This is a genomic window from Shewanella sp. ANA-3 (genome assembly GCF_000203935.1).
Taxonomy (GTDB): Bacteria; Pseudomonadota; Gammaproteobacteria; order Enterobacterales; family Shewanellaceae; genus Shewanella.
In genome coordinates this window covers 578480-597179 of record NC_008577.1, presented here as the reverse complement: position 1 = coordinate 597179, position 18700 = coordinate 578480, and the positions used below count along the sequence as shown (strand labels likewise).

The 18700-nt window shown below is 49.4% G+C and carries 11 protein-coding genes; 2 read left to right on the top strand and 9 right to left on the bottom strand.

Annotated elements, in window-relative coordinates:
- The first annotated feature begins 65 nt into the window (after nt 1-65).
- Nucleotides 66-764, top strand: a complete 699-nt coding sequence (gene fre, locus SHEWANA3_RS02670) for an NAD(P)H-flavin reductase (RefSeq protein ID WP_011715711.1) — start codon at nt 66-68, stop codon at nt 762-764.
- A 267-nt stretch (nt 765-1031) separates the two neighbouring features.
- Here fre and SHEWANA3_RS02665 read toward each other — a convergent pair whose 3' ends face one another.
- The 4 genes from SHEWANA3_RS02665 to SHEWANA3_RS02645 form a co-directional block, all read right to left on the bottom strand.
- Nucleotides 1032-1946 carry a hypothetical protein gene (locus tag SHEWANA3_RS02665; protein WP_011715710.1) on the bottom strand — a complete coding sequence of 305 codons (915 nt, stop codon included), beginning with the start codon at nt 1944-1946 and terminating at the stop codon, nt 1032-1034.
- A gap of 172 nt (nt 1947-2118) precedes the next feature.
- Nucleotides 2119-2526 (bottom strand): hypothetical protein, encoded by a 408-nt coding sequence (locus SHEWANA3_RS02655; RefSeq protein WP_041412529.1) that lies wholly within the window; start codon nt 2524-2526, stop codon nt 2119-2121.
- Nucleotides 2527-3201: 675 nt separating this feature from the next.
- Nucleotides 3202-3828 (bottom strand): flavin reductase family protein, encoded by a 627-nt coding sequence (locus SHEWANA3_RS02650; RefSeq protein ID WP_011715709.1) that lies wholly within the window; start codon nt 3826-3828, stop codon nt 3202-3204.
- Between the two features lie 149 nt (nt 3829-3977).
- On the bottom strand, nt 3978-8924 hold the full coding sequence (locus SHEWANA3_RS02645; RefSeq protein WP_011715708.1) for a S8 family serine peptidase: 4947 nt from the start codon (nt 8922-8924) through the stop codon (nt 3978-3980).
- Between the two features lie 260 nt (nt 8925-9184).
- Here SHEWANA3_RS02645 and SHEWANA3_RS02640 point away from each other — a divergent pair, with 260 nt between their 5' ends.
- Entirely contained in the window at nt 9185-11578 is a 2394-nt protein-coding gene (locus SHEWANA3_RS02640; RefSeq protein ID WP_011715707.1) for a fatty acid cis/trans isomerase, read from the top strand.
- Nucleotides 11579-11619: 41 nt separating this feature from the next.
- Here SHEWANA3_RS02640 and SHEWANA3_RS02635 read toward each other — a convergent pair whose 3' ends face one another.
- From SHEWANA3_RS02635 to nosD, 5 genes are all read right to left on the bottom strand, one after another.
- The gene (locus SHEWANA3_RS02635) at nt 11620-13752 is read right to left on the bottom strand and encodes a M13 family metallopeptidase (protein WP_011715706.1); all 2133 of its coding nucleotides are present in this window, start codon (nt 13750-13752) and stop codon (nt 11620-11622) included.
- A 249-nt stretch (nt 13753-14001) separates the two neighbouring features.
- Complete coding sequence (locus SHEWANA3_RS02630) at nt 14002-15285, bottom strand: winged helix-turn-helix domain-containing protein (RefSeq protein WP_011715705.1); 1284 nt, start codon at nt 15283-15285, stop codon at nt 14002-14004.
- Nucleotides 15286-15498: 213 nt separating this feature from the next.
- Nucleotides 15499-16386 (bottom strand): ABC transporter permease, encoded by an 888-nt coding sequence (locus SHEWANA3_RS02625; RefSeq protein WP_011715704.1) that lies wholly within the window; start codon nt 16384-16386, stop codon nt 15499-15501.
- Nucleotides 16383-17429, bottom strand: coding sequence for an ABC transporter ATP-binding protein (locus tag SHEWANA3_RS02620; RefSeq protein WP_011715703.1), 1047 nt, complete (start codon nt 17427-17429; stop codon nt 16383-16385). The genes SHEWANA3_RS02625 and SHEWANA3_RS02620 overlap by 4 nt, the downstream gene beginning before the upstream one ends.
- On the bottom strand, nt 17426-18700 hold the full coding sequence (nosD, locus tag SHEWANA3_RS02615) for a nitrous oxide reductase family maturation protein NosD (RefSeq protein ID WP_011715702.1): 1275 nt from the start codon (nt 18698-18700) through the stop codon (nt 17426-17428). Before nosD ends, SHEWANA3_RS02620 begins: the two co-directional genes overlap by 4 nt.

Here is an 18700-nt window from a genome sequence, read left to right as displayed (position 1 = left end):
GGCCGCCAACGGCCTTAATGTGACACCTAACGATAACAAATGATGAAAGGTGCAAAGGAAGTTTGATGAAAACCATACGTTGTAAGATAGAGAAAGTAACCCCCTTTAACGACGCCGTATATCAGGTGTGGTTAAAGCCCGATACCCCCTTTGAGTTTCAAGCGGGACAATACCTGTGTGTTGTGATGGGTGAAAAAGATAAACGTCCCTTCTCTATCGCGTCCGCCCCTAATGCCGAAGTGATTGAGCTTCATATTGGTGCGGCCGTCAGCGAAAGTTATCCAATGCAAGTGGTTGAAAGATTGCGTAATAACACGCATATCGACATCGAAGCGCCAGGTGGCGACGCTCACCTACGCCACGACAGCCTGCGCCCACGTTTATTGATCGCCGGTGGCACAGGCTTCTCTTACATTAAGAGTATTGTCGAGCAACAAATCGCCCTCGGCCAACAGGTCGAAACCACCCTCTACTGGGGTTGCCGCACCCAAGATGCGATGTACTACGAAAGCATCGCCCGCCAATGGCACGACGCTCACCCTTGGTTACACTTTGTACCCGTTGTGGAAGAAGCTCCAGCTAACTGGCAAGGTAAAACCGCTAACCTGCTCGCGCAAATCAAGCAAGATTTTATCAGCCTAAACGGCTACGACATCTATATCGCAGGTCGTTTCGATATGGTTGGCGCCGCCCGCGAAATCTTCCGCGAAATGGGTGTCGATGAAGCCCATCTCTACGGCGATGCCTTCGCATTTATCAAATAACGCGTTGATTTGTCGCTTGGCTGGCCAACCTTTGCCAACCTAGACTCAAACAATAAACCCCAGTTTTCACTGGGGTTTTGTTTTATACGTCATGCCGTATTTCACATTTTGTGGATACACCCACTCAGTAAATCTGCTTATCCAAAGGTTATTTTTGCTTAAGCAAAAGATTAAAGTCGTGGGTCTTCAACCCACACCCGACCAAGAGGGGATCAACAGCAATCCCCTCTTGGATCTCCCTTGCCGCCCCTAGCGAAGTTACATGCATTAGAGTTCTGTATAAATTGCTACAGGCTCAATAATTACTTCATTATCACCTTTACTATGAAAGCTCTGCTCCAGTTGATATAGATTCTCAGCCATTCCGATCATATGTCCAATCATGCTAGTTCCATCAGGGATTTCTTTAACCTCAGGTATCTGAGTTCCATCACCATGACTAATAAAACCAATTACAACAAACTCTTTTGCGGTTTTTCGAGAATACTTGCGATAAATTGTCTTTAATGAATCACGTAAATGTTCTTGCGATAAACAAGTAGAGAAAATAACATCACCTATACACTGTTGAAATCTAACAATATCATCACCAAAATTATCTATAATCGTTTCAAAACCATTTACAGACCGTTTAGGCATTGAAGCACTTAATTCTGCAATATCTTTATTTAACTTCAGATCTAACTCAGACTGCATCCGCTTCACATCAGGGGAATTCTTGTTTATCGCTTTCATTTTTTCAAGTAACTGAAGATTTTCAGTATTTGGAAGAACTGCTAAAGCTTCACTAATTTGGCTAAAGTTACTAAACAGTGATTTTATTTCTATTAAATCAACAAATTTACCTTTAGCCCTTAGACGAACAAATGATTTTTCAGTTTCACAAAGTTCAATAAATGATGGTCTATCTTCTGCTACATCCAGCATTTTTCCACTTGAAATCAACTCTTTTTCAAATAAATTAAATGAATGGTCATGTAAAAATTTTTTTGTAGTAGAACTAGATGCTTCTCTAATTACATTTGCGATTACTCTACCGGATGCTATTGTTCCTTTTTGCTTATCATCTTCGGAGTTCTCAAGATATTCATTGTTTAAAACATATTCAGTAACACCTTCAAATAACTGTGAAGAGAATGAGTACAACTTAGGTTCATCGAGGTATATAAAATTTTTAATCATCGACCAATCCTTTTCTTATGTCTATATCGTTCATTTGCTGCATCCAGTTTCGCTTTACTCTCATTTTTAAACTTTTCACGCGAGCGAATACGATGCGTATCAATAAATGACCAAATTGCCACTATCAATCCTAAAATAATGAATATTGTACTTGAAGTATAAACAACAAACTCTATGAGCATGGAATGACTCCTGCTATTTTATTAGGCCGATAGAAAACACTCAAGCTAATAACAAATGATACTACTGCAGCTATCATAGCTGTACTCTTAAAAGCATCCAAATCAAACTCAGTATTTCCACTTTCACGTAGCATTAAAGCGCATGAAAATGCACCGTATACAAATATTGCAACTATCGAAATTCCATTCTGCATGGTTTTCCATACTTTTTGTTCTATTACATGCTCAATTTCGTTTAGTATTGATATATGTAAGACAAAACCAAAAGCTATAAAATCATTTATACTAAAGTATGGGATATTCAAACCTAAACGAATCAGAAGTAGCCTTAATGAAATTGGAAGTAATCCAATACAAACTGTGTACATCAACCACTTTATTCGTATTTCATCATTCATTATTATTGACCTTAATCTACAATTCAGACAGTAAGACCTGAAACTATAACTAAAACATAGAATTAGCTAATTACTAAGAATTTAAAGTTTAGTCTCACGAAAGCTCAAAGTTCTACAAATTTAAAGAAGAACATAATTCACTTTTAATCCAGATTCAAGTTATATTAAGTGAATATGACCTGGGAAGTAAACTTATCACGAATATGATTACAATAGCTTAAAAACCTATTTTATAAGCTATCAAGCTAATAAACTGATTCAACATTTACGGAATACATCCTTCTTGCTTAAAAAATAGGATCGGAATGACTCTTTTGGGATTAACCGCCGACACCGCTCCCACAGAAGTTCACCCTCCCCTCGGAGTTGCCGCAGGGGGAATAGGCAAATTGCGTGAGTCTCGCCATGGATGGCGAACTAGCTTTCGCAGGTGCAGGGACGCATCCTTCGGAAGCGATAGCAAATTTGGCAATGAGCACAAGGGGTTTTCAACTCCGTTAGGGGCGTCATGGAGCATCCAAGGAGGATAGGACGAGCAGTCCTCCTTGGTCGGGTGTGGGGTGAAGCCCCACGACTTTGATTTTTCTTTTAAAAAAGCTTAAATCATGAATTGCTCTGCCATGAGATACCAAAACTAATAAGTCAAAAACTCAAACGAAGTTTGAGTACCACCACCTACACTTGTGGTCTATGTAGATCGAAACGCAGATCTTCGGAGATCCCATAGTAGGCGGATGGGCCGCCAGCGCGCAGCACGGGTTCGGCGAGGGCCGTTTGATACACACCTTCACTATTGAGCAAATGCTTGGCGATATGCACGGCAACGACTTCACCTAAGACGAGCCAAGTATCAATCTTGTCCCCATTGGCGGCAGTTAATTGAATACATTGAGACAGCTTACATTCAAAGTTTACCGGACTTTCGGCCACCAGTTCGGCTTGGACGATAGTACCCGCCTTGGGGGTGAGTCCGGCAAAGGCAAACTCGTCCTCCCCGCGGGGCAGCATGGCGGATGTTTGATTCATTTTCTCGGCAAGGCTGCGGGTGGTGAGGTTCCAGACGAACTCGCCGCTGTCGACGATATTGGCGACACTGTCCTTCCAGCCCGTGCTGGCAAAGCCAATGATCGGTGGTTTGTAGTTGAAACAATTGAAAAAACTATAAGGCGCGAGATTGCGTTGCCCCAGGGCACTGCGCGAGGAGATCCAGCCTATGGGTCTAGGGGCGACAATCGCATTTAAGGGGTCGTGCGATAGTCCATGTCCCTTGTTCGGCTCGTAAAAATAGCGTTCTGTAGTCATCTTCTTCCCTTATCGATTTGTGCCCAATAAAGCTTAGCATTCACGCATGTCATTCATCTTAACCCGTGAACAGGTCGAATAACAGGAAGATATTAACCCAATAAAAAGAGGGACATGCGTCCCTCTTTTTGACTGGAGAATGAAGCTAATTAAGCACGAGTGGCTTTTTTAGCGCGGCGAATAAATGCCATAGAAAGCAAGCTGAGTAAGCTCCATCCTAAGGCACCGCCTGAGCTAGATTCTGGCTCTGGGGTCTCAGGAGTCACTGGGGTGACTGGCGTAGGTTCAACACCATCAGACTCTACCGTCAGCATAAAGCTAGTGCTGGCGGCATCGGAGCTGATTTCGTTATCACGCACAGTCACTGTGACTAAGGTGTCACCGTGGAAGTTCGCTTCTGGGATCAGGGTAAACTGACTACCTTTGATCTCGGCACTAATGTGCTCGCCCGTGACTTCAACCGTGTTCGGAACCTTGTTCGCATCCACATAGGATACACTCAGTCCTTCGAGACGGGTGTTTTCGGCCACGACTTGGTTAGCAATTGGCGCTAACTTGATATTGCCATTCACATTCACTGTATGCACTAACGTGGTAGGTGCTGCGCCTTCTAGGTCGTAGTTCAGCTCAACATTCAGCGTCTTGCCCGTAGCTTCCGGTTGAACGGCTACTTTAAAGCTGACTTCCATACGGCTCTGCTCAGGACCCACATAGTCATAACAGACCACCAGATCGTTTTGCAGTTTTTCGTCTAAGTCATCGAAACCTAAGACTTCGTAGAGGTTGCCATTTTTTGGACCTACGGTTCGTGACCATGGAGAGTCAAACCCTTCCACAAATACCGCGCCTTTCGCCACATTTGCACCTAAGTTGCTATAGGCGTAAATGATTTCGTATTGGCCAGGACGATCGTCGATACCGCTGCGTAAAATGGTTTCAAAGTCAAACTCTTCACCCGTTTTACTGTCGGTAACATTGTCGAACTCGAGGAACAGTAGATCACCCAAATCTGGACGGTCTTCAGCATACTGAGTCGCAATGGTTAAACCCCATGGCTCAGAAGGATCGCGACGATACTTGCTGGTGAAAGTGCCACGCCAGAATGGTGCCAAGGCTTCGTTCAAGAATCCTGGGCCACGGTGTTGTGACATGTACCAATAACCTGTGTTGAACTGCAACGCCCCCACGGTATGCATACGCATGTAGCCCGCGTTAGGTTGGTTGTAGACTTCAAACTTGGCGTTTTGTTTGTAGAACAGCCAATTGATAGGCACATCGAATGCGTTGTTAAAGTCACCGACAAACCAGTCTGCGTTAGGCTGGATGCGGAACTCGCCCCACAGGTCGATATAGCCGCCTTTCGAATATTCATCGATCAGCGGTGTATGGCACATCTTATCGGTTAAGCTGGTGCTGACCTTGTACTCACGTCCAACGTTGCGTGTCGACAACTGTAAACCACTCAGGGTTAGGTTGTGCTCATCGGCAACGATCGCTTTGGTCACATCATCGTTATTGGTTTTGATCGTTCCCGTCGCGAGACGCATACCTTCCGGCAGCTTCATCTCGAACTTGTAGTTACGATCCTGTGTCTCTAAGTTAGGCGCAATGTTGAGCTTAACGTCGATGACATCCATGCTACGGGCCTTGTCTTGGCTCACAGACCAAGTTACCGCATCGTCGGCACGACGAATATCCAGCGCGGTAAAGCCTAATGTGCCTTCGGCACCTGGCATATTGCCAAGGTCGAAACCACCGTAGTAAACATCGCCAGCTTTGGTTTCAGGAATGTTCCAGTGAAGACCAATCTCATAGTTACCATTACCGTCGTGGGATGCCGGGCCTGACATGTTCAGGTAGCCCTTGTCATCGTTTTCCATCACTAGGGCATAGCCAGTTTCAACAGCAACATCGCCTTGACCCGCACCATAGGCCATGGCGGTGGCTACCCAGTAAGTACCTGGGGTTGGATTCTCAAAGCTACAGTAGTTATGCTCAGACTGACTGCTCGAAATACACATTAACTCATCGATATATTCCGCACGAATCGCAGAACTCGTTGGGTTATCGCCCTCTGGTACGAAGGTATTGCTGCCGTTCTTATCTAGACCCACCATGATAAAGGGGTGCATCTCGGTATAGCGTGGGTTCAAGTTTTCCAGCGTCGAGACAAACTCTGCCTTTTGAACTTCTACCACGAAGCGTTTAGTGCCTTCAGGCACCACCACAGGGCGAATATCCCAACCCTTGTCTATGTTCGCTTTGCTTAAGATCGCGCTCACTGCGGTTAATTTATTTGAGCTGATCTCTGGCTTCACTGGGCCATAGAAACGTGGGGTCAGTTGGCTGTAGGAATCAGTGTTCACCACCAAAGACTCAGTGCCTTGATCGCGAGTGATTTCAAAACGGTGCGCGACAGGTAACTGATCGGCAACGCTCGCCACTACCACTGGCATATGCACATCCGGTGAGCTGCCATTGATTTCTTTCAGTAACACTTGGCCATTGAAGAAAGCATTCTTATTGAGCACTTCGCTCCAAGGCGCCGAAGCATCTGTTGGCTCCACCTTATGTTCGATAAGATTTGGCGTTTTCGCAGTGATAATAATGCTTTGCGATTCACCCGCCTTCAGGCTGAAGGACGCCGGCGATACAGAAACCTCAAAACCTTCTTCCTTACCAACACCTTCGACTGTCCAAGTGCCATCACGGGTCGCCTTAACGGTACGCATCCAGCTACAGGTTTTCTCGCATTCCATTTCCACCATAGAAGGCAAGTTCAACCAGTTCACTACACCGCCATTGGTCGGATCGGCATTACGGTAGTTGTCGATGGTTTCATCCATCACTAATCCCGTATCCGCTGCGCGCGCCACGTTGATCGCACCCGCACCCGCCATAAAGTTGTAGTAAGGTTCAACTAACTCATAACCGGTATTCAATACCACAGGACCTGCGGTCAGCATGAGTGCAGATTGGATTTCAGCAGGAGTCCAATCTGGGTGTAACTGGGTCAATAGCGTCATCGCACCAGTAACGTGCGGCGCGGCCATTGAGGTACCGCTCATAAAGGTCCAGTCAGACGCAGATGGGTTATTGGTAAATGGCTGATCGTCGGCGTTGGCCGCATAAATATCCACACCCGGCGCCGTTAAATCTGGCACTAAGGTGTTGTTGGTTTTACTTGGGCCTAGGGAGCTGAATGTCGCTAGGTTATTGCCCGCTGACGCGTCGAAGCTGTACTCGTTAGTAAAGTCGGTAATGGTCGCGCGCGCAGTACCTGGGTTTTTCAGTACCCAGTTACGGATCTTAAGGCGATCGGCATACTTCACTTGGATACCCGGGATCACGTACATATCCGCTTCGAGGTTATCCACTGAAGAGCTCATATTTTGCAGGATCACGCCACCAGCGCCGCCTGCTGCCACGTTTTTCGCTTTTTCGATACGGGCAATATCACCACGCTCACAAACGACGATTTGATCCGATGTAAAGGTGCCCGCAGGGAAAGGCACGTTACAGCTTGCCGCCGTGTAGCTATCTTTGGTGTTAGGATCGGCATATTTCTCCGCCAACACCACTTCACCGGTAATCGCGCCAGAGAAGCTAGTCCCTTGAATCGCCGTCGTTGGTTTACCCGTGCCTTCGAAGCCTGTGAGGCTCTTAATACCCGCCTTTAGCTTACGGTCATGGGTGGTTGCACCGACTGTGGTAACCCAAGGTGATGAGTGGTCAGCCGTCCAATAGGCGCCGCTGTTACCCGCCGCAGCGGCCACTGAAATACCCGCTTCACGGGCCGATAAGAAAGCCAGCTCCATTGGGTCACCCCAAGGCATGTTCTCCGCGCCGCCGATAGAGAAGTTAATCGCATCGACACCATCGGCAATCGCATCTTCAAAAGCCGATAAGATGGCCGACTCAGGACAACCCGCATAAGGGTCGCCACTGGTGCCTGGCCAGCAAACTTGGTAGGCAATAATGTGCGCGCGTGGGGCGACACCACTGGTCTGAGGGAAGGTGAAAGGTACATCCACACCATCACTGACCTTATCGCCGGTAAAACCTTGCAGTGGTGTATCTTTTAAAGTGTTACCCGCAACGGTACTCGCCGTGTGAGAGCCATGGCCAGCGTAGTCCTCTGCGTTGGCAGGGCGAATACGCTTTTTCGCGCCACTAGAAGTTTGGAACTCAGGGGCGGCATACACATCGGTGATTTCAGGGTAAGAATGCAGGCCCACTAACTTGTTGTTACACAGCTCAGGGAAGGCGCCACAATCGCCGATCGCCTGACCTTTGTATGGGTTTAAGCGTGCATATTCTTCATCATCGGCAAAGGCGACATGGTCGGTGTTGATACCGGTATCGATAATACCGACGACCATGCCTTCACCCTTCACGGGCAAACCGCCTTGCGTTGCAGTACCTTGCCACATTTGGTCGGCACCAATGAACTCTGGGCCGCGGTCGGTGCGCAGTTCAAAAATACGGTTAGGGGAAATACGCTTCACGCCAGCCTGATGCGACATGCGAATCGCATCTTCCTGCGTCATCTCAACGACTAAGGCGTTGCTGGCAATAGTGAATTGCTTGTTGATTTTCAGGTTAACGCCCGCTTGACGTACACTCGAAACAAACTTGTCCTGTTTGCCTAACAAGAAACTCTTATAGGACTGAGCCGCCGCCGTGTTTACGCTGACACGGCCCTTAGCGATAATAGAACGGTTAACCGGCGCCTTAGTCGCTGCGAACCCAGGGATATCACCCTCGTAGGTCGCCAGAGGTTCGGCCTCTAACTGCACTATGTAGGTCTGCACGCCCTGTGAATTGGCTTCAGGCTGGAAAATCTCTTGTGGGGAACGGGCTTTTTTAACGCGGTTGAGCTGTCCGGGCGTGCCGACATAAATGTCACCACTTAACTCAGCCTTGCGCTCATTGGTCACTTTTAAGACATCTTCGGCGGTGAAAGTGGGAGTATAAAAACTGCTCCCTGCAACCTTCTCCATTCCGGGGTCGGCCAATGCAAACGTACAAGCACCGCTAACATAGAGCGCAGTCAGGCTCGCGATAGCGGTACGTTTGAACTGCTGATTGTTCATAGCATTTCCTTCAGAATTATATAGTTATTTTTTTGCGCACAGAGGTGCGCTACTAGATATAACAAAACTCTGCAAAAAAATGCGTACCATTATGTAACCTGCGCAAAACACAAATTAAACATTTTAGATTTTGTTGGCGACGGCGATAATTCTAGAAAAAACATAAAAATACGCCGTAAATTCAACTTGTTCAGACTATTCTGCTAGAGTGTTGCAGATTAGGCATGGATAAAGCTCATCAGTCGGGCAAAGGAGTGGATATGAATCCGATAAATGCAGTCTGGAAACGTTGGCTATTGGCCCTAGTGTTAGCGGTCACGGGTTGTGCCAGCGTCGCTCAAGTGGATTTTGATAATCTTTACGGTAAAAGCTCGCCGCTGACGCGGGCCGATAATCAGCCAATCCAGAGTGAACTCACAGCACAAACAAAGACTTATCATTCGGCTGTTGAACCTATCATCAACGGTCGCTGCGTGGTTTGCCATGCCTGTTACGATGCGCCCTGCCAACTTAAAATGACTTCCAGTGAGGGGATTGAACGGGGCGCGAACAAGGAAAAAGTCTATCAGGGCACCCGCTTGATGGCGGCAACACCAAATCGGTTATTTGTCGATGCCCACACGCCTGAAGCTTGGCGCGAACGCGGTTTTTATCCCGTGCTCAATGAGCGCGCCCAGACCCCACAGGCCAATACTCAGGCCTCAGTGCTGGCGCGGATGCTAACGCTAAAACAGGCCCATCCCCTACCGGACACTAAACTGCTCGATAAAAGTTTCGACTTTAGCCTCGATCGGGTTCAGCAATGCGCCAGCATTGAGGAAATGGACAAATACGAGCAATACCAACCGCTTGCGGGCATGCCCTACGGCTTGCATGCGCTCAATCAGCAGGAACATAAGGTATTGATGCAATGGCTCGAACAGGGCGCAGTGTTGCCGACGCCACCCGCGCTCAGCGCCGAGTTTAATCAAGAAATTGCCCGCTGGGAGCAGTTCTTAAATGCCGACAGCCTCAAGGCGCAACTGAGCGCCCGTTATATTTACGAGCACTTATTTGCCTTTCACCTGTATTTTGAGTCATTAACCGCAGCCGATGCTCCCGCGGCTTACTTCGAGTTAGTGCGCTCACGCACGCCGCCGGGCAAACCGATTGATCTGATTGCCAGTCGTCGCCCCTTCGACGATCCGCAAGTGTCGCGGGTGTATTACCGCTTTCAGCCCTATCGCGCCACGATCGTCGATAAAACCCATATTCCCTACACCTTAAATAACACTGTGCTGCAAAACTGGCAGAAGTGGTTTATCGATGCTAAATACCAAGTCAGCTCGCTGCCTAGCTATAAACCTAGCGTGGCGGCCAATCCCTTCGAGGCCTTTATTCAGCTGCCCGCAGGCTCGCGTTATCGCTTTATGCTTACCCGCGCTCAAGACACCATTATGGGCTTTATCAAGGGACCAGTTTGCCGTGGTCAGGTCGCCCTCAATGTGATCAACGATAGATTTTGGGTCTACTTTGTCACCCCAGAATATATGGACGATAGCGACTTTACCGATTTCTATCAGGGCCAAATCGAGAACCTACGCATGCCCGCCGAGGAGGAAAGTACCGCCCTTGCCGTGACCTGGGTGAAATACGCCGCCAAACAGGGCGAGTATATGCGGGCGCGAAATCAGTTTTTAAATCATAAGTTTAAAAATGGTCGTCACCTCACCATCGACGGTCTATGGGATGGCAACGGCAATAATGACAATGCCAGCCTGACGGTATTTAGACATTTCGATAATGCCACTGTGGTCAAAGGGTTAGTGGGAGAATCCCCCAAAACGGCTTGGGTGATCGACTATGCCCTGCTGGAGCGCATTCACTATCTCTTGGTCGCGGGTTTCGATGTGTATGGTAACTATGGCCACCAGCTGCTCACTCGCCTGTATATGGATTTTTTACGCATGGAGGGCGAGTCTAACTTCTTGACCTTGTTGCCCCAAGAGGAGCGCCGTAAGCAGTTTAAGGATTGGTATCAGGATGCAGGTACCCAGCTGACCGCCTTTATCGCGGGGGACATTAATACCTTCAATCAACCCACAGGCGTGCTCTACTACACGGACGATCTTAAGGCCGAGCTCTACCAAAAGTTGGCCGCTAAGGTCGGCGAGGTTCAGCCCCAACGTTATCAAATCGCTCTCAGTCAGTTGCAACCCAATAGCAAGGCTTTGTTGCAGGCGCTAGGGCGAGTCAAAGGTACGCAAGCGACTCTTTTGCCCGAGCTGACGATGATCATGATTGAGCCGCAAACCCCAGGCAAAGCGGAAATCTTCACCTTAGTGCGTAACAGTGCCCATCGGAATATTTCGAGCCTATTCAATGAGGAAAGCAACCGCGAGCCCGCTAAGGATGATGTCACGCTAGTGCGCGGGCTTTTGGGCAGTTACCCCGAAGCCTTCTGGCATATCAAGGAGCAGGACTTAGCCAAAGTCGTGGCTAAGGTCGAAGGCATGCAAACCGAAAAAGACTACGAGGCGTTATTGGATTTGGCGGCGGTGCGCCGTACCGATCCGCGGTTCTGGGCCTTTAGTGACAAACTCAACCAAGCCTTTTTCGACAGTCATCCGATTGAAAGCGGTTGGCTGGACTACAATCGACTGCAAAATCGCTAACAAAAAAGGGAACCCTAGGGTTCCCTTTTTATCGACTTAACTTACCAGATCTTCACGCGATCCTCTGGGGCTAAGTACAGCTTGTCGCCGGGCTTCACATCGAAGGCTGTGTACCAAGCGTCTAAGTTACGCACGGTCAGCGCGCGGTACATGCCAGGGGCATGGCCATCGGTCGCCACGCGGGCACGTAGGGCTTCGTCACGCATCTTAGTCGCCCAAGTTTGCGCGAAGCCGATAAAGAAGCGTTGGTCGCCAGTAAAGCCATCGATAACCGGTGCAGGCTTACCGTTAAGTGAGGCATGGTAGGCATCGAGCGCGGCCGCTAAGCCCGCCACGTCGGCAATGTTTTCACCTAGGGTCAGCTTGCCGTTTACATGCAGATCTGGGAATGGTGCATAGGCATCAAACTGTTTCGCCAATGCCTCACCCTGCTTAGCAAACTGAGCAAAGTCCGCTGGCGTCCACCAGTTACGCATAGCGCCAGTCGAGTCGAACGCCGCACCATTGTTATCGAAGCTATGGCTGATCTCATGGCCAATCACAGCGCCAATCGCGCCATAGTTATAGGCGGCATCGGCCTTAGCATCGAAGAATGGTGGCTGCAAAATCCCCGCAGGGAAGTTAAGCGCGTTCTGCACCGGCAGGTTAACCGCGTTAACCACTTGCGGCGTCATCCACCACTCGCCCTTGTCCATTGGCTTACCAATTTTGGCGAGTTGATGGGCGTATTCCACCCTTTCACCATTGATAGCATTGGCATAGGCATTGGTTGGTGATACCGCATAGGCATCGTAATTACGCCATTTATCGGGATAACCCACGCCAACGGCAATGGTCGCAACCTTAGCTAGGGCTTCCTGCTTGGTGGAAGGGTCCATCCACTCGAGTTTTTCGACACGCTTACCAAAGGCACTGACGATGTTATCCACCATAGTGCTGACTTCGGCCTTGGCCGAAGCTGGGAAATAATGCTCGGCATAGGCGCGGCCTACGGCATCACCTAGGTATTCATCCAAGGCACTCAAGGCGCGTTTATCGCGGCTGCGCTGCTCAGGGGTGCCCGACAGCTTAGTGCCGTTAAAGGCAAAAGAGGCGTTATCGATAGCCGAGGGCAATACATCGGCGTGGCTATTGATATGGTGGAACACCAACCAGTCTTTCCACGCATCCAGCGGCTCAGAGGCCACCAGCGCCGACAGCCCAGTAATGGCACTGGCGTGGTAGGCGGCAAATCTGTCTTGCTTGCCAAGCTGGGCGGCATCTAAAAAGGCAGTCCAGTCGATACCCGGGGCTTTAGCGTCGAAGTCGGCACGGCTCCACACACCCGATGCCTTAGTGAAATCTTCACTGTCTTCACGGCTGGCGTGGGCGCTAGCAATTTTATGTTCGAGGGCAAAAATGCGATCTGCACGAGCCGATGCATCGCTGATGCCCGCATCGGTCAGCAGGGTCTCGATATAGGCACGGTAAGCGGTGCGGATTTCGACCATTTTAGGGTCGTCCGACAGATAATATTCGCGCTCGGGCAACCCTAAACCGCCTTGCAGAATATAAGGCAGCACTTCACCCGGCGTCGCCAGACCTTGAGTCACGAAAATCCCGAAGAGGTTTTCGGTGAAAAAGTCGGTGGCATTGAGTGGATCCACATCGGCACGCAGGTTAGCACCGAGCGCCGCCGACAGGGCGTGTTTGTCCGCAATGGCTTGATAACTGGCTAAATCGGCTTCCATTGGCTTCATGCCCGCAGCATCGATTGCCGCAGTGTTAGTGTAAGCCTTGTAGAAATCGGCAATGCGCGCATCATCGCTACCTGCGGCGTGTTCGGCCTTGACTAAGTCGGCGATCAGGCTGGTTTTATGCTTTTCAGTCTCTTGAAAAGCCACTAAAAAAGCACCCGTGCTTGAGCGATCGGCGGGGATCTCTGTGGTTTTCATCCACTCGCCATTGGCGTAGGTATAAAAATCATCGCCGGGTTTAACCTTGGGCGACATGGCCGCGAGGTTAATGCCAATCGGCGTGGCGGGTTGGCTGGCAGCAGGCGCTGCGCTGGTTTGTACTTTTGCTGCATTGTCGCTGGCGGCAGCGGCGGTTTCCTTGGTGTTATCACCACAGGCAGTTAACCCTGTCAGTACTGTCGTCGACAGTAATATGGCGGGGATCAGGCGGTCCGACATGAGAGACTCCTTCCGTTGTTATTCTTGTATTTTTGGTATTTTGGCTATTCGAATGCTTTCCAGCATGGCGAGGCAGTGTAACTGGCGATATGGTGGGATGTAAAAGAAACTCACGCTTTATGATAGAAAGTTAATGCAAAGTCTTTAATACACTCTATATATCTGCAAAGAGACATTTCTGGCAAACAGATGCTGCTAGCTAAAAGCCAAACAGCCGATGGCTATCGGCTGTTTGCATAACACACTAGGTTAGAGTTTGACTTGAGTGTACTGGGTCCAGGCCAGCAATTGCCCCATCTGTGGAACTATCCACACCGCAGTGCCCTTATTTTGATAAACCCGATAGTAAAACAGATCTTCATCGCGAATATCGTGCTTACGGATCGCGCGGTAAAACTGCATGGCAGAGCCACTCACCTCATCGGGTTTGGTGAGCTCCTTTTGCGACACTTTGACATGGAATACATCCACATTCAGATCATCAATTTGCGTTTGATACTGCTCAAACTCCCCACGGATAGTGTACTTAATCGGCGTGGTTAAACAGTCCTGATCGGTAATGCAGGAGGTGGAGTAAAACTTACCCCGATTCTCCCCTTCGTACACCAGCGACATGCTGAGATCCGTGCGCACCAGCAGCTCGCCCGCCACTGGAAAATAGATATCCGCGTGGTAGTTATGCTCCAGCAGCTCCCCCGCCCCCTTATCATCAATCGGCAGCACGATGCGGTTGTAGCGAATACGCTCCTCCATCGTCTTACTCAGCGGGATAAACTCGGCCATGTTAAGGCCCGCCGGCGTTGCATCAATCGAGGTGATATTGATGATGCCCTTGCCGTTACAATCCTTGGCATCGAGCGAGGGGCAAATAGCCATCGAATAGTTTTTACCATCCGTTGCGGCGAAGGCGCTGAAATAAGGCAAGCCGCTGATATGGTTACCTTCTGGCGCTAGATGCTTTTGCCACCACGAGGGATGTAAATGTTCTTCATCGTCGATATACAGCACCTGTGCCGTGCCCAAGGTGCCGCCAATATTGAGGCTGATATATTTATCGGCGTTCCATTTTGCGACCTGTTTGACCACGGCATGGTGATCGCTCCAGTACCACACAGAGATAAGGATTAACCCCAGCATGACGATGCCTGCCAGTTTCGTCCACGCCGAGACACCGACAATGGCATCGCGGATCGCATCGGCGTCGTTAATCGCCAACATCTTCACATGGGACTGTTCGGACACATGCAACTGATAACCGCGGCGCGCCACCGTTTTGAGCTGCACTTCGGTATAAGGCTCTAACTTTTTACGTAAGGTACTGATGCACTGGGTTAATGAGGTAGGCGCGACCACACGTTCTGGCCAGCCGACTTGCAGCAATTCTTCCTTGGTAAAAATGGCGTTCGGGGCAGATAACAGCAATACAAGTACGGCGGTTTCTGAAAAAGTCAGGCCGATCTGGGTTCCATGAACATGGTCAACAAGCTCTTTGGCCTGTTCATCTAACATTAGGTATGAAGTGATTTTATGCATGTTAAGCGCCCAAACTAAGCCAACACAATAGACTATGATTGCGCTAACAACGGGCAAACACAGTGAAACTCAGTCTCACCCGAGAGCAACCGTGATTCCTAGCTACTAAATCAAGAGGGTTTATTTTACTTCTTAACAACATAAAATACTGTGACCCTATACTCAGTTTACCCATTGTTTATAAAGCATAAATTTAAACTAATGCAGAAAAAACTAAACCTCTTGCCTCGCAAAAATCCAGCAGGCTAGTAATCCTAACAGCCCTATCCAAGCCGCCAGCATTGCGTACATCAGCACAGGCCCCATCCCCGTTTGGGCAATCAGGGCGAGACTACTCTTAGCCGACAGGGTATCGGCGGGATTGGCCAGCAGGTTCAAGGCACGGAAAAGATCGGTAGGATTAATTAAAATCAATAGGTTAAATAGCTGGCGATTGAACACTTCCGCCAGACTCACCAGCGCCGTGAGTAGCACTAAGTCATAGACTAAGACCAGCACAAACCACAGCAGCAGTAATATGCCTAGGGCTTTGGCCTTTTCGCGAACACACAGACTCACGCAATAACCCAAAAGCACAAACACCAGCGACAGCAAAATACCGCTGCTAATCAAGTGGATAAAACCGATAATTAAGGCGTGTCTAGATTGATTTTCAACAAAGGTAAGCAGTAACAATGCTGTCGCGCCAAACCCCATCATACAGGCTGCAATCATCACATAGGCATGGCCAAGTAACTTGCCACATACCAAGTGCCAACGGGCCAAGGGATAAGTGAGTAGCAGCAATAGCGTGCCCGACTCGCGCTCACCAACAAAGCTGTCGTAGCTGAGTAAAATCGCGCCCAAGGGCAAGATAAACACCGCGAGCGTGACTAAGCCCGAGAAGATTTGTGCGCTCTCGAGCAGCACTACAGTGCCCGACACGGCGCTGCCCATAAAGCTCACGCACAGGGACAAAATCAACAAGATACCCGCCATCAAACCTAGCCAACGGTTGCGTAAATTGTCCTTAAACTCTTTCACAGCAACGGCTTGAATCAGTGTTAGCGCCCGTGGAGGGCAATATTGGGCATTTCCTTGCTCGATACTTATCTGACTCATGCCACTAACTCCCTTTGATCTTGCTCGTCTTCAACCGCCGAGCGCACGGTTGACGCATTAGGGCGATTCAGCCCTGCCATAAAGTGATGGAAAATATCCTGCAAGCTCGGTGGCGCAATGGAAAACTCATGGATTTTAAGGAGATGTAATTGCTCGATAACCTTGGGCTTAAGCGCATCGGGCACACTAAAGCACACTCTGTTTGCGCTTGAGTGATTCCGCAGTGAGGCGAACAGTGGCAGAGCCATTAGCTGCTGATATTGCCAAGGCGAAACGCGGTGCAACTCAAGCTGACTTGGCAGCGCGCTGATTGCCCTAAGCTGCGATAAATCACCTGCGGCGAGCAGCCGACCTTGGCCTAAGATCAGCGCACTATCCATTTGATCTTGCACTAATCCTAACTCGTGGGTACTGATAATGATGGCGCAACCCTGCGCCTTCAGTTGCGCCATTTTCTGATATAAAAATGCCGATGCGAGCGGGTCTAAGCCCACAGTCGGTTCATCCAATAGCAGCACCTTAGGATCGGCCAATACCGCCTGAGCTAATCCCAAACGTTGACGCATGCCCTTGGAAAAGGTGCTTAGGCGTTTATCCTTAGCGGCCATCAGGCCAAATTCTTCCAGCAAAATGGATACGCGCTTGGGGGCTACCCCCTTAAGTTTGGCAAAATAGCTTAAGATTTCCTGCGCCGTCATATTGTCATAAAAGCTTACATTTTCAGGTAAATAGCCTAATGACAGATTGGCGTTGGCTCGCTTGGTATGCAGAGGTTGTCCCTGCACAAATAGCTCGCCCTGGCTTGGGGAGACAAGCCCTAAGATCATTTTAATCAGGGTCGATTTACCCGCGCCATTGTGGCCGAGTAGCGCTAAAGTTTGGCCGGCGTGCAGTTCAAAATGAAGATCCGTGAGCGCCTCAAACGTCGCATAACGCTTGCAAAGCCCAATGGCCTTAATCGCCACTTGTCCTTGGGATGAAGCCTCGTTTTTCATCAAGGTAAGCGCCTGTTTATGCCTTGCATCATTGCTAAAATGGCTCATTGCCCATCTCCCTCGGTTTTCCATCCCATTAAGGGAAAGCTGTCACTCACACCACTTGCAGCCGTTGGCTGAAACTGCCGCTCCACCCAACGCAGCAGTAAGACCACAGGGCTTTCCATCAGGAGTTTTGCCTCGGGATAGAGCCAAAAGAGTTTGTCTAAGCTGTCGTTGGGCCGATGGACTATATCCCCGACGCCATCGCCATTCGTGTCCCAACCCTGATATTCGGACCAGTAATTGCCCTGCCCCTGATAACTCCACTCGAGTTGCGCCTCGCCAACGTATTTGACTTGGGTTTGGTTGGCGACAATGCGGTTATGCCAGAGGCGGTTTGCTTCGCCGCCCATGGCCATGCTGATCCCTGTATCGCTATGGCTAAACTCATTCGCCTCGATGCGATTATTCTGCGCGGCGTAGATAAAAATGCCCTTGCCCTCATTGCCAAGCTCCACTGAACCTTGGGGATTGACCACCTCTGTCGCGACATTTGCCTGAACATGGGCATCGTTTGTGATATTGAGCAGAATGCCAAAGTCCCGTGCTTGGCTGACCTTGTTGTGGTGTAGAAAGATGTGCTGCGAGTTCATCAAGGCATAACCGCCATCGACGCTAATGGCTTGATTGTTTGAGGCTTCATCGCCTCGGGTGTACATGTAATGGATGCCGTATTGCAGCTTAGCGAATTGATTATGGTGGATTTGGCTGTCTGTCACCGACTCGAGATACACACCATCGCGGACAAAAATAAAATGGTTATCTTGCACTTGCGGCGCGCTCACATGCTTGAGGAAGACGCCATCGCCCCTATCCAAAACATAAATGGCGCCATTACCGCTGATACTGTTTTCCCTAATGCGGGGTGCACTCAGCTGCTCGCCATAGATACCAAAGCCATCACCCACCAGCCGATTGCCCTTAATGAGCACTTCGTCAGCCCCGGGTTGCAGCAAGATCCCCGCATTCTGGTAATAAAGATCCCGCCCCCAGTGACGGATATTCAGCCCTTCGACTATCACCTTGGGCGCAGCAATGGTTAAGGCGCTACCTTGACGCAAGGCATCTAGGGTTGCACCCGCTTCGCCCTTAAGATGAATCGTGCGGCTGACACTAAAATTACCTTCGTAAACGGCGGTGGCGAGCACAACAGTGTCGCCATCCTGCGCCCGCGCGAGGGCTTGGGTCAAAGCCGCAGTATCTGTGACCCTAAACTCCTGCGCCAACCCAACAAGGGATAAGCTACAGAGCCAACCGAGCAGCAAGCTGCGCCACAT